Origin of the sequence: Kiloniella antarctica, from assembly GCF_042682825.1 — a bacterium.
In the GTDB taxonomy this organism is placed as follows: Bacteria; Pseudomonadota; Alphaproteobacteria; order Kiloniellales; family Kiloniellaceae; genus Kiloniella; species Kiloniella antarctica.
Genome location: NZ_JBHUII010000001.1, coordinates 681516 through 694127 on the forward strand (window position 1 = coordinate 681516; position 12612 = coordinate 694127).

General features: G+C 45.8%; 12 protein-coding genes. 4 read left to right on the plus strand and 8 right to left on the minus strand.

Annotated features, from left to right (window positions below):
* Nucleotides 1–22 precede the first annotated feature (22 nt).
* From ACFSKO_RS03270 to ACFSKO_RS03280, 3 genes are all read left to right on the plus strand, one after another.
* Complete coding sequence (locus ACFSKO_RS03270) at nt 23–433, plus strand: rhodanese-like domain-containing protein (protein ID WP_380248368.1); 411 nt, start codon at nt 23–25, stop codon at nt 431–433.
* 138 nt (nt 434–571) lie between these two features.
* Nucleotides 572–2056, plus strand: coding sequence for a M48 family metalloprotease (locus tag ACFSKO_RS03275; RefSeq protein ID WP_380248370.1), 1485 nt, complete (start codon nt 572–574; stop codon nt 2054–2056).
* A 72-nt stretch (nt 2057–2128) separates the two neighbouring features.
* A complete protein-coding gene (locus ACFSKO_RS03280; protein WP_380248372.1) occupies nt 2129–4018 on the plus strand; it encodes an adenylate/guanylate cyclase domain-containing protein in 1890 nt (629 codons plus the stop codon).
* A 312-nt stretch (nt 4019–4330) separates the two neighbouring features.
* Here the strand turns inward: ACFSKO_RS03280 and ACFSKO_RS03285 are convergent, their stop codons facing one another.
* The 5 genes from ACFSKO_RS03285 to ACFSKO_RS03305 all read right to left on the minus strand — a co-directional run bounded on the left by ACFSKO_RS03285 (nt 4331) and on the right by ACFSKO_RS03305 (nt 7937).
* Complete coding sequence (locus ACFSKO_RS03285; protein ID WP_380248374.1) at nt 4331–5020, minus strand: helix-turn-helix transcriptional regulator; 690 nt, start codon at nt 5018–5020, stop codon at nt 4331–4333.
* Entirely contained in the window at nt 5020–5820 is an 801-nt protein-coding gene (locus ACFSKO_RS03290) for a hypothetical protein (protein ID WP_380248376.1), read from the minus strand. The genes ACFSKO_RS03285 and ACFSKO_RS03290 overlap by 1 nt, the downstream gene beginning before the upstream one ends.
* A gap of 279 nt (nt 5821–6099) precedes the next feature.
* Nucleotides 6100–6597: a CarD family transcriptional regulator gene (locus tag ACFSKO_RS03295; protein ID WP_380248378.1), complete on the minus strand. Its 498-nt coding sequence runs from the start codon at nt 6595–6597 to the stop codon at nt 6100–6102.
* Nucleotides 6598–7048: 451 nt separating this feature from the next.
* Nucleotides 7049–7390, minus strand: coding sequence for a ferredoxin FdxA (gene fdxA, locus ACFSKO_RS03300; RefSeq protein ID WP_380248380.1), 342 nt, complete (start codon nt 7388–7390; stop codon nt 7049–7051).
* Between the two features lie 82 nt (nt 7391–7472).
* Nucleotides 7473–7937, minus strand: coding sequence for a tellurite resistance TerB family protein (locus ACFSKO_RS03305; RefSeq protein ID WP_380248382.1), 465 nt, complete (start codon nt 7935–7937; stop codon nt 7473–7475).
* A gap of 113 nt (nt 7938–8050) precedes the next feature.
* On the opposite strand from ACFSKO_RS03305, the gene ACFSKO_RS03310 reads away from it, so the two are divergent.
* Entirely contained in the window at nt 8051–8749 is a 699-nt protein-coding gene (locus ACFSKO_RS03310; RefSeq protein ID WP_380248384.1) for a DUF938 domain-containing protein, read from the plus strand.
* Here the strand turns inward: ACFSKO_RS03310 and ACFSKO_RS03315 are convergent.
* From ACFSKO_RS03315 to ACFSKO_RS03325, 3 genes are read right to left on the minus strand one after another with little or no spacing between them, the layout of a single operon-like run.
* Entirely contained in the window at nt 8735–9394 is a 660-nt protein-coding gene (locus tag ACFSKO_RS03315) for a hypothetical protein (RefSeq protein ID WP_380248386.1), read from the minus strand. The two genes, ACFSKO_RS03310 and ACFSKO_RS03315, sit on opposite strands and share 15 nt — an antisense overlap.
* A gap of 14 nt (nt 9395–9408) precedes the next feature.
* Nucleotides 9409–9801 carry an RNA-binding S4 domain-containing protein gene (locus tag ACFSKO_RS03320; RefSeq protein ID WP_380248388.1) on the minus strand — a complete coding sequence of 131 codons (393 nt, stop codon included), beginning with the start codon at nt 9799–9801 and terminating at the stop codon, nt 9409–9411.
* Nucleotides 9802–9813: 12 nt separating this feature from the next.
* The gene (locus tag ACFSKO_RS03325) at nt 9814–12609 is read right to left on the minus strand and encodes a helicase-related protein (protein ID WP_380248390.1); all 2796 of its coding nucleotides are present in this window, start codon (nt 12607–12609) and stop codon (nt 9814–9816) included.
* Nucleotides 12610–12612 lie beyond the last annotated feature (3 nt).

Genomic DNA, 12612 nt, shown 5'->3' on the forward strand with positions numbered 1-12612 from the left:
TAAAAACAAGGGTGGAGAGAGCATGCCACAAAATCAAAATACCTCCTCTGAGATCAGTTTGAATGCCTTGTTAGAAATTGCCAAATCAGAGATAACAGAACATGAACCACAAGAAATAAAAGAACTGCTTTCTGGCGGCGACGCAAAGCTTCTCGATATCAGGGATATACGCGAACTCACCCGCGAAGGCCGTATTCCCGGATCATATCACTGTCCACGCGGTATGCTGGAGTTTTGGATTGCTCCCGACAGTCCATATTTCAAAGAAGCTCTTTCTCCAGATCAGCATTTCATCCTACACTGTGCCTCGGGTTGGCGCTCTGCCCTCGCGGCTAAAACCCTGCAAGATATGGGCGTGAAAAGAGTCAGCCACATGAAGGGCGGCTTTAATGCATGGAAAGAATGTGGCTTAGAGGTCGAAGAAAAGCCATAATTCTCTCTTAAATTTCACAAGATTGCCGCGTTGACTTCAAGAATTTTTTACCCAAGAGAAGTCTCGACAAGAGAGATGCAAAACAGTATCCCCAGCGACGCATACCTAGCTAACATAAGAGAAACAGGCCTGAGACACATGACAGATTTAAAATTATCATCTTTTAGAAAACCTCTTCTGGCCCTCGCTCTTATTGCAATCGGACCACTGCTCTCAGCCTGCTCAACATCAGAAGCAACGGGACGGACATTTTTTAACGGTGGCATGTCTCCCGATCAGGAACAGGAAGTCGGGCGCACTGAACACGCCAAAATCGTCAAGGAATTTGGTGGAGTTTACAACGAAGATCCAGCGCTTACCAACTACATTACCAAGCTCGGTACCTTTCTAGGCAAGACATCCGAAACCCCTGATCAAAAATTCACCTTTACCTTACTCGACAGTCCTGTGGTAAATGCTTTCGCCCTTCCAGGCGGGTATGTGTACACTACCCGTGGTCTTCTCGCGCTTGCTAATGACGAAGCTGAACTTGCAGGCGTCATCGCCCACGAGATTGGTCATGTGACAGCAAAACATTCTGCCGAACGTTATGGCTCCACCTTAACCGCAGGCCTCCTCGCCGCGGGTGTTGGCATTCTGACAGGCAGTGGCGAAGCTGCTCAAGCGGCAAGCGCGGTCGGCAATCTTGCTGTTACCGGGTTTTCTCGCGAACAAGAATTTGAAGCTGACCTTCTCGGAGTACGTTACCTTACCCGTGGTGGTTTTGATCCAAACGGTATGGGTGAATTCTTGACCCAACTACAAGCGAGTAGCCGTCTTGACGCCACAATCGCTGGCGATCCTGGCCGTGCTGATAAATTTAACATCATGCAAACCCACCCGCGCACAGCTGACCGGATTGAGCGTGCGATTAAACAGGCCGGCACAACGGCTGTTAAAAATCCGATTATTGGCAGAGATGTCTATTTGAAAAAAATTGATGGCATGCTCTACGGGGATGATCCAAGTCAGGGTTACATTCGGGGGCAAACCTTTTCTCACCCGGAACTCAAACTGACCTTTACCGCTCCTGAAGGATTTCGGTTGATCAACTCAAAAACAAAAGTTGCAGCCGTCGGGCCAGATGATTCCATAATAATTTTTGACGGGGCCAAAGGCAAAGTCAGTGGCAGCCTCAAAAGTTATCTCGTAAATACCTGGGCAGAAAAAGCACCAATCAAAGGCGTTGAGAACATCACCATCAATGGTATGGAAGCCGTGACAGGCAGCATAAGTATCAAACAGAGAAACGGGCAGCGCGATTTCAGGCTGATTGCAATCAGGTTCGACGGCGACAAAGTTTATCGGTTCACCTTTGTTACCAATCCAAATCAAACAAATCGCTTGTCCGAAGACTTCCGCCGCACAACATACTCGTTCAAAAGAATCTCGAAATCTGAAGCTGCAAAACTAAAGCCCTACCGTATAAAAATACACACTGTACGTTCTGGCGAGACTCTGGCCAGTTTGGCAAAAAAAATGCCTTTTTCAGATTACAAACTTGAAAGATTACTCGTGTTGAACGGCCTCAAAGAAAACAGCCCATTGCAACGTGGTCAAAAAGTCAAACTTATCACTGAGTGATAAACCAACCAGCAATTTCTAACCTGCAATGCATCACCTGATAACTTCTTACGGAATAAATAGGACCCAATTTTGGCTAGAGTCTCTGCGCCCCTTTCCCCTCAAAAAAGAACTGACTGTGCCGTAAAGCAACATTGGCGCCCCTCCCTGGCCATTGCGTTGTCCTTTGGCTTTGGTGGCATGTCTATGGTCGCCCTAGCAATCGTGATCTGGTTATCTTTTGATACTGCCAGAGATAACACCTTCGCCCTGACGCAAGAAGTAACCGAAATCAGTTTTGGATCAATTCGCGAGCATATTGACAATAAGTTGACAGCCGCGGCACGCCAAGTCACCTATATGGCCGATCTCATAGAAAACGGCTTGCTGGATCCCAATGATGAAAATGCTATAACCCAAACCATCAAAGGGGCCTTGGCTGCAACTCCACAAGTTCGGGGGATGAGCTTGATGCGAACAAATGGGTCAGTTGTACAGGCAGGTTGGTTCGATGAAACATCCTTCTTTAGCAGGAATAAAAAAGGGGATAATGAGTACCGCTTTGCTGCTTTATTACAAGAATTAAGCAAAAGAGATGACGTCTATTGGGGAGGCGTCATCTGGATAGAAGAAGTTAAAGAACCGCATATTTCTGTATTTCATCCAGTCTATAGAGACGACGAATATATTGGTGCAATGGGAGCAATTATTTCAATCAGTTCCCTTTCAGAATATCTGAACAAACTGGATAAAGAGACCGGCAACCACACCTACCTTCTTATGGATCGTAACAAGGTACTCGCCCACCCTTCCCTAATCGATATGAGCAGATCAGGACTATCAGCAGAAAACCCGCTACCGTCACTCAATCAGGTTATTGATGGAAACTTACGCCGCATTTGGGATGAGCCACTCTTCGAATTCAACGAGATGCTAGGAAAGGGCAATATCAAGGGTCACACCGTTGATTCTTTTGCCGGAGAGCTTACATTCTTGCACACAAGCTTTTCCGATTATGGCTTTAAAGATCTCACCCTTGGTATCTATTTCATGGAAGGTGAGCTTGAGGGGTACTACGAACGCCTCTGGTTTACAGCTATATTGGCAATGGGTATTGCCTTTATTACAGTGATCACCATTTTCCTTGCCGGCAAATTTATTGCCATTCCCCTACAAAGACTTTCCGAGGCTTCCCAACAAGTAGGACAACTTGATCTTGCCCACGCTAAACGCCTTCCCGGATCAATATTCAAAGAGCTGGATACTGCTGCTAACGCCTATAATTCCATGCTCAGCGGATTGAAATGGTTTGAGAACTATGTTCCGAAGAAGCTGGTCAAACAACTTATGGATACTAATGGCGAAGGCATCGCATCTGAAGAGCGTGAAATCACTGTTATGTTCACCGATATTGTCAACTTTACAAGCCTTAGTGAAAGCATGCCAGCCAGCGAACTTGCTGACCTGCTAAATCATCATTTTGACCTCTTAGGAGTAAAGATCGACGAGCAGGAAGGCACAATAGACAAATACATCGGTGATTCGATTATGGCCTTTTGGGGGGCACCATCCCTTCAAGAAGATCATGCTCAGCGCGCCTGTCGGGCAGCCCTTGCCATAGAGAAGGCCCTAACGAATGACAATAGAGTACGAAAAGAAAAAGGTCTCGACCCAATTAATATTCGTATTGGCATTCACAGTGGACTTGCTATCGCTGGAAATATAGGTGCTAAAGGACGCGTCAACTACACCCTTATTGGAGATACCGTCAATACTGCCCAACGCTTGGAAAGCTTAGGCAAAGAAGCACTCACAAAAAGCACCCAAACCGCAAAGACACTTATTTCAGCAACGACCCAAGCATACATCAAGAGCGAAACTGGTATGGTAACCATACATAAGGGGAACTTTGCCTTACGCGGAAGAGAAACCGAGACCGAAGTTTATGAACTAACAGCCCCTGAACAGAGTTTGATATCATAACTTAAGATCACTGATTTCATTTTTGTTTAAACATTTCTGAGACACTCAATACGCAGGCATTATATCATTAATATCCAGAGTGAGTAGAAATGGGACTCTTACTGGTTCATAGCACTGTGTACGCTGATCTTCTTTCCAGGCACCGCCATGATCGCAACGGAGGAGTTTCTACCGCGCTATTATCAGGAAACCTCCCCCCAAAAGGGCTTTCAACGTAAGTATTTTATGCTCAATTGGCCCCAAGGTTTGAGTTCAATTGAGAGAATCTACAGCTGGGCAGTTATCAAAACAAGCATGAGTCACGCAAAGCTTTCACTCCGAGCTTTCACACTCTAAGTGACGCAAAAAATCATCATGAGTTTTTCCCCGCTCTTTTGGAAACTCATCTTCGAGAACAAACATCTGTTCAATACGATCCAAACGGAATACACGAAACCCTTGTCGAAGCTCACACCACGCACCAAGCATCCAAATCGCACGATAGAGCTGCAACCCAAGCGGCCAGAGTGTACGTTGGCTTTTATCACCTTTGCCATCCCGGTACTTAATCATAACCTTGTTTTGGCTACGAATAGCAAAACGCAGATCCCCGACGTCGATAACAATAGGTTCTGGCAGGGCATCTCCATAGGCAACAAGACTGGGTTTTGCTAATCGAGGACGTAATGGATCTGGAAGAACACTCTCTATTTTTTGTAAAACATCTGTCGCCGCATGTGCCAATTTAGGATCGGCCCATGCCTGAACCATTGTCATCCCAAAGGCAAGGGCCTCAAGTTCTTCAGGGTCGAACATAAGGGGTGGAAGGTCGTAGCCTTCATAAAGCAGATACCCAACACCAGCTTCGCCTTCAACCGGAACACCAGATCCGATCAAGTCTTTGATGTCGCGATAAACGGTTCTGGTGGAAATTTCCAACTCTTCAGCTAATTGAGCAGCTGTAATCAGCTTTCCGCGTCTGAGTATTTGCACCAGTCGGAACAACCGATCTCCCCGACGCATTAGCTTTCCAAAAGTTCGATAACTTGGCCGTCTAGATCAATACAGGCCGCAGCTAACTTGCCCCCAAAACCACACCCACTATCCAAGGTAACTGCGTGTTTGGTATAGACAATTCCTTCGTGATTTGGATCATACCCACGAAACAGTCGAGTAAAGGGGCCAAAATTTTCCTTTAGGCGCATAAAGCCTTTATTGGCCCACCAAAAACTATCTTTTTGCGTTTCAAGAGGGCGGCTTGGGTTGATACCACTATTAACAAATAAGGTTGTGCCGTTATTGGGGTAGGCCGCACGCTTTAACTCACCGAGAATTTGATAATGCCCTGGGCGTTCTTGCATTGCACGACGCACTTTGTTCGTCCATCGTGTCAATTGCATTGCACCTGCAGCAGCTTCTCTAAAGCCATCTTTCGGATCAAAACCATAAGCTTGAAGTGATGCCCCAACACCCTGATCAATCATCCACTGCAAAACACCTCGGGGATCTGTTGCAAATTGAAGCTGTAACAGCTTCTGCCACATTTCTTCTTGCGAGCCACGGAGATAAACAATATCTCGAGGAAAGTTTTGAAACCGTGCAAGAAAAAACCGTCTAAAGGAAATCAGTTCATCCAGAGTCTCGCAAGTACGAAGACCCTGACCCATAAAATTCCCCAAGTAAATAATTCTATCACCACGCTTGAGACGTGATTCTAAAGCTGCATGAATATGACGCAACTGTTCGACCTCACCGTGAATGGCACTAACTGCCCAAATACGGTGCGTCGCGGTTAATACTGCAAATTTTTGTCGGTCGTCCATGTGAAAGGACGGTACCCCTGTCTACAGCTAGAGCGAGAAAACGTGTTGATAAACAAAAATATGTTGAAGCCAATTTTTCTCTAGGCTCCCCTATCCCCGTGATCTAATCGGTAACCATCAAACGGTCGATATCTTCCGACCGTTTCCAGCCAGCACACACCCAGACCACAATCAACAAATTCCCAGCTCTTTTGCCCAATCTTACGGGCGGTTAAAGCGAAGAAGAATCAAACGCGGCGCCACGAGAACGGCACCGCGCGATACATGTTCTCCGGAAAACTAGGCTGCTGCAAGCATTTCTTCTAGTTTAATCGAGGCAGAATCTTCATCAATTTCCTCAACAGCAGCAAATTCACGCGCTAGGCGCTCTAAGGCTGCTTGGTACATTTGACGTTCACTGAAGGATTGCTCCGGCTGCTCAGGCCCGCGATGAAGATCACGAACAACTTCTGCGATCATTACAGGATCACCAGAATTAATTTTCAATTCATACTCCTGTGCACGACGGCTCCACATTGTACGCTTGGCACGAGAACGGCCCTTCAAAGTGGTAAGAGCATCTTCCATAAGTTTTCTGCTGGACAGTTTACGAAGACCAGAGCTTTCTGCACGTGCCATAGGAACTCGCAAGGTCATTCTGTCTTGCTCAAAGGTCACAATAAGGAGCTCAAGAGTAACACCAGAAATCTCCTGGGTTTCAATGCCTTGAACACGGCCTACACCGTGCGTTGGATAGACCACGTAATCGCCGGCACTGTATTCTGACTGTTTACCCATAGGATCTCGTCTCTCCGTTTTCACCACCTGTTTTTACAGGCTGTATATTCATATAGGCACATTTATGGATTAACCAACCCATTAATACCGCTTTTGGTTTACACGATGCATACGTGCACAGACACAACATCCCCACTCAACTACCAGAATTGGCGGGGAAAGTATCTATCCATAAATGTCAAACTACCTATCTGTGAGTGTAATGGTACACTCATCAGGTTCTCAACATCTGTCCATCACTATTTCTTTATACAGGAAAAGTAACAAAATTTCAATATTCACGTAGAACATGCCTGCTGCGCAAAAACAGCATAGACCTGTTCAGATAAAATATTTAAATTGGATAAAACGCTCCGCAAACAATCACTAAGATCATGATTATGCTTAATTATTTAACTTAAACCACGCAAAGCTGATGAGCACCCCTGTCACAAGTGCTCAACTTTATCTTTTAGCCGTCGGTATCACCGGGCTTCTCACTGAAATGCTTTGCCAATTTATCCGACACACCATTCCATTCGTCTGCATCAGCTGGCTTCTCACCCATACGCGTGATGTTGGGCCAAATATCAGCCCATTTTTTATTCAGCTCCATTACAGCTTCTGACGCAGGGTCAGTATCTGGTAATATTGCCTCTGCAGGACACTCAGGCTCACACACACCGCAATCAATACATTCATCCGGATGAATGACGAGCATGTTTTCACCTTCGTAGAAACAGTCTACCGGGCAAACTTCCACGCAATCCATGTATTTGCACTTAATGCAATTTTCCAGGACGACATAAGTCATCGTCTAATCTCCATTTGGTACCTGACCAATTATTCGAGAGCATCGCCCCCACTTCTGGTTCTCCAGAATTGTTGCAAAGGGCCTACCCTGTCAGCCCTAAACGAGCAAGAGCTTTTTTCCGAGCAGTACCGTTATCGTGATCTGAAACATAGAGCAAGCCGGCAATTCGACGCATCAAGCTACCTTCAAAGTGATGTAACTCTCCATCCGCATAAACCACTTCCCACATCATTTCCATAAAATCCAGACGTTCTTCAGGGCTATAGCTGCTTTTAATAACCCGCGTAAATCCAAACAACTGACTGGATTCTCCTGACTTCTCTTCAGCAAGAGCGAGTAGTTCCTGGCTATCATCTGCGCTTAGTCCAAGCCTATTTTCAATCAGCTCTATAATCTTTTCGCGTTCTTGTGAACCAAAGTCTTCGTCCATACGCGCAGCTTCAACCATCAGAGCTGCAGCAGCTACTTTTTTGTCACTATGGCTCACCAGACTGCCTTCAGGCTGTTTGGTGAGTTCTGACAACAATTCTTTAATTCGACCAAACAAAGCTTTTACCTCACACTCATGTATAAAAAAGTAACCTTGATGATTGTTAAATCACGTTTCATACTTAACTTAATGTCACCTTGCCCTGCAAACAACTCCAGCAATTAAACATTATGCCTGCAAATAAAACGCCGAACATCCTATCACAACAAAGGGATGAGAGACGCTTTTCTCCTTCTGCCGAGAGAAACCGTGTACATATTTATGACGTTATTAAGGATCTTGTTCCTGCAGAAGGCCTCTTATTTGAAGTCGCAAGCGGTACAGGAGATCACGCCTCTTGGATTGGACCTCAGCTTGCCCCCCTTATTTGGCAAACGAGCGAATATAGTCCCGAAATGTTTCCCAGCATTAACAGCCATATTTCTTATACAAACTCAGGTAATCTGCGCAGCCCTCACCATGTCGATGTCACTCAAAAAGGATGGAACCTGAACGAAGATAAACAACAAGAATTCGACAATAACATCGACCTCATTACCTGTGTAAATATGGTCCACATATCACCATGGACAGCAACTCTTGGGCTCATGTCCGGCGCAGCCGACTTTTTAAAAAAGAATGGTGTTCTTTACCTCTACGGACCTTTTATTCAGAACCAAATCGAGACTGCATTCAGTAATATACAGTTTGATATATCTTTAAGGCAAAGAAACAGTGCCTGGGGAATAAGGAAGCTCGAAGACGTTCAACAAATAGCAAAAAACAACGATCTAACCCTTGAAAAAGTCATCCCAATGCCAGCAAACAATCTATCTTTGATATTTCGAAAAACATCTCTTTCCAAAACACAAACTTCATCCTTGGCATAATAGCCCCTGCTCCGCGATCCAGGACGTCAGAAGTTTTAAAAACAAAGCCCTTCTTTCGAGCTGCAATTTGCTCAGATTCTCTAAAAGATTCTTTTTTTGCGTCACCACACAATCTGCAACAGGTTCCCTCTTGATTAACGGCCCAGCAAGGATTGTATTTTCTTTACCAAGCCATTGGTTGTTCACTAGAAAGCCAAAACAACCCATCGCATCGGGCCACGTTGCATCTAAGAAGAATCCATCCGCATTGCGCTCAAACTCATCAGTTTGTTCAGCTTCATCAGGACGAACTATTGGGTGAAGCAAGACGACGTTGTGGTAATCAAAAATTTCTCCTTTTTCAATCAACTCAATGAGTTCATCAGGCATTGATGAATGCACAGGAATATTTTTATTGAAATGAGTAAAAAGAGTAAGGACATCAGCTTTATAGCTGGCGGCACGCAATAAATCCCGCAATAAAATATGCTTGCCTGAACACGTACCACAATTTCTCTCGGAAACCAGCCTGGGGTTTCTTTGCCCAACCCCACCATAAGAAATTTCTCTAACGTGGTGATAAATTCCTACGTAGCTTCTATCGCTCAAAGCAGACAGAATTCTATGTAAGAAATTTTGATAATCCTTGCTAATTCCAACACCCAAGCTGCTAGAAATTATTATTCCCCTCGTAACTTATCAGTATCCCGACGCTCTTTTTTGGTAGGACGCCCGGCACCCAAATCTCTGATAACGCCACCACCCACAACCGCTTTTGAGCCCGTAGCACTTCTTTCCACAGGCGCAAGGTCTTCGTACAACAGTTGCGCTTCGGAAGCAGGCCCACGACGGGCCCCTAAAGCAAGGATACGAACAATACGAATGTTGGGTCCTTGCGAAAAGGTCAAAACATCCTCAATCCGAATAAGGTGGCTCGGTTTACGGACCGTTGCCCCGCCAACCCGAACACGGCCTCCATTACAGACAACGCTCGCTAATGTACGGGTTTTAAAGAACCGTGCATACCAAAGCCATTTATCAATGCGCAGTGTTTCGTTGGTATCTGCTGCCATCGACAATAGCCCTTAGCGTTTGAAAGACATGTCCTGAAGTACAGCAAAGGGAGAATCAGCCATCCGGGCCTTTTCAGCCTCGACCTGCTTTTTCCGTGCTTCTTTTTTCTTGGGATCTTGTTTTCTCGGGGCGCGTTGACTGAAGGCTGTAACTCCACCTTTTAAGCGACTTGGATGAAAGCGTAAGGACTTGAGTACAAACCCAATAGCATGATCATCCAGTCCCGATACTTTGCGCATCTCATCGTTAATGGCAAAAGATCCTGCGGGTAATTGTAACGCGCTTTCATCTTTGTCTTTTTCTGCAGGATTTTTTTCTACAAAGTCTTTTTCAACAGAAACTTCTTCGATAGATGTGGCTTCGACATCAGCAACAACGCCGCTTGTATCGTTATCATTTGGCGTTGTTATCTCTGCAATCACGGTGTCTTCAACGATCGGCGCTTCCACGGAAGGGGTCTCTATTTCTGTAACTTTTGGTGTCGTTGTTACAGATTTTTTTATCATTTTTTCTTCGCCGCTATCTTTGCTTAAGCGAAGTAATTTGTAGGCTTCATGCGACACGCGCTCAAGAGCATCAGCACGCAGGACCAGTTCACGCCCCTTGCGGTCAGATAGGTGGCGATAACCTACAGAAGCACAGAAACCATCTGTTTGTGAGGCTGCGGGCTCAAAACTATTAACATCGAACTCCGGCATTACAGGAACAGCAACTTCATTCCAGGCTGCCCATAGTAAAGCTCTAATACGGCTAGGGCGCGGACGGTTAAGATTCGGCAAGAATACACTCTCTCGGCCAAGACGCAATCCAAGGTCAGCAAGTGCCTTACGATCAGTTTTACTCAAACCATTGATCTGATCACGCACGATGTATCGTGGTACAAGCCCAAGCCCTTCAAGAACCTGAAAGGCAATCCCGCGGGCTGTTCCATCCAAGGTCGCATCAGCGAGATAGAACAACGGTTTCAACTGTGCACGAAGATGACGTTCGAGCCACGCAACCAAGCGCAGGCGAATTTTCTCACGCATAGCGCTATCGATAAACTCGGTAGAATAAACATCAACGACAGGGTTCAAAGGCGCGTCACCTTTGATTAACTTAGCAATGGGAATCCCCCGCCAAGTTAGTTCTCCTGAATCATTCAGAAGAAATGATCCATCATTATCTTCTTCAAGAACGCTTACCCGAGCAGGCATTTCGCTCAACAGCGTTTTACGCGCTGCAGTCAGGGCCGGCTTAACATCCGTTCCCTCCAGACTTTCATCCAGGTCAAAGGAGAATCCAACGATCCGCCCAAGGAGTTCACCTTCGACGATCACGTCACCATTTGCTTTTATCGCCGACACTATATTATCTCCCGCCTGGAGGCTTCGTACCAATTTCGCTGCACGTCTATCAACAAAACGCTGAGTAAGACGATCATGTAATGCATCTGATAACCGATCTTCTATCGCACGACTTACGCCTTGCCAATGCTCATTATCTTCAATCCAGTCTCCCCTATGACTTATATACGTCCAGGTACGGATATGAGCGATACGGGATACAAGGGTATCAATATCCCCATCTATGCGATCAATTCTTCTGATTTGAGCCGCCACCCAGTCTTCTGGCAACAGCCTACGGTTGCTTATCAAATAATGATACATCTGAGAAAGCAACCGAATATGTTGATCTGTTAGAATTTTTCTGAAATCTGGCACCTGACAAACTTCCCAAAGTAACTTTACAGAAGCCTGTGTTGTTGCATTATCTTGTATGGTCGTTTCCTGAGCCAACGCCATCAAAGCCTGATGATCCTCAGCATCCCGAACACGCATCAGAATTTTATCCTCGGGTCGACGCTCTAATGATTTCAAAAGGGTTTGTGGCGACCGATAATCCAGATCACTATTTCGCCAATAAAGAACTCGAAGAGCCTCGTATTCGTGATTTTCAACCCGTGCTATTAAATCTTCATCGAGAGGCCCGATGTTATTTGTCGTTCCAAAAGTTCCATCTGTGGTATGGCGCCCTGCCCGGCCTGCAATCTGACCAATCTCCGCTGCACGTAAGTAACGGGAAATTCTACCGTCAAATTTTTCCATCCGAGAAAAGGCAACGTGATTGACATTAAGATTGAGCCCCATGCCAATTGCATCAGTTGCGACCAGATAATCCACATCTCCATTTTCAAAAAGTTCGACCTGAGCATTTCGTGTCCTTGGACTAAGCGCTCCCAAAACCACGGCAGTACCACCACGGTGGCGGCGCATGGTTTCGGCAATGGCATAAACATCCGTCGCGGAGAAAGCGACTACCGCTGATCGCGGGGGCAGCCGGATAATCTTTTTACTGCCGGAAAAAGAAAGGTTGGAAAACCTAGGACGCTCGACAAACTCAATGTCCTTGATAAGCCTTCTCAAGATCGGGGCAATCGTACTTGATCCCATAAACATGGTCTCAGCTGTCCCCCGCGCATTCAGCAAGCGATCCGTAAAGACATGCCCTCTTTCCTCATCAGCAGCCAACTGAATTTCATCAATAGCAAGGAATTCAACCAGCTTGTCCACAGGCATGGATTCAACAGTACAGAAAAAATACCTCGCCCCTTTGGGCAAAATTTTCTCTTCGCCCGTCACCAATGCGCATTTCGCAGAACCCTTGATTGCCACCGCCTTGTCGTAGTTTTCACGCGCAAGCAGCCGAAGCGGAAAACCGATCATACCTGAGTTGTATGCCAGCAGGCGTTCCATAGCCAAATAGGTTTTCCCAGTATTGGTAGGGCCTAGAACAGCTGTAATTTTAGCTGATGCAAGAAAATTCATCGA

Excerpts from the sequence above, each read along its gene's own strand:
- ACFSKO_RS03270 (WP_380248368.1), top strand. The coding sequence starts at position 23 with ATGCCACAAAATCAAAATACCTCCTCTGAGATCAGTTTGAATGCCTTG.
- ACFSKO_RS03275 (WP_380248370.1), top strand. The coding sequence starts at position 572 with ATGACAGATTTAAAATTATCATCTTTTAGAAAACCTCTTCTGGCCCTC.
- ACFSKO_RS03285 (WP_380248374.1), bottom strand. The coding sequence starts at position 5,020 with ATGCGTCGGGGAGATCGGTTGTTCCGACTGGTGCAAATACTCAGACGC.
- ACFSKO_RS03290 (WP_380248376.1), bottom strand. The coding sequence starts at position 5,820 with ATGGACGACCGACAAAAATTTGCAGTATTAACCGCGACGCACCGTATT.
- ACFSKO_RS03295 (WP_380248378.1), bottom strand. The coding sequence starts at position 6,597 with ATGGGTAAACAGTCAGAATACAGTGCCGGCGATTACGTGGTCTATCCA.
- fdxA (WP_380248380.1), bottom strand. The coding sequence starts at position 7,390 with ATGACTTATGTCGTCCTGGAAAATTGCATTAAGTGCAAATACATGGAT.
- ACFSKO_RS03310 (WP_380248384.1), top strand. The coding sequence starts at position 8,051 with ATGCCTGCAAATAAAACGCCGAACATCCTATCACAACAAAGGGATGAG.
- ACFSKO_RS03320 (WP_380248388.1), bottom strand. The coding sequence starts at position 9,801 with ATGGCAGCAGATACCAACGAAACACTGCGCATTGATAAATGGCTTTGG.
- ACFSKO_RS03325 (WP_380248390.1), bottom strand. The coding sequence starts at position 12,609 with ATGAATTTTCTTGCATCAGCTAAAATTACAGCTGTTCTAGGCCCTACC.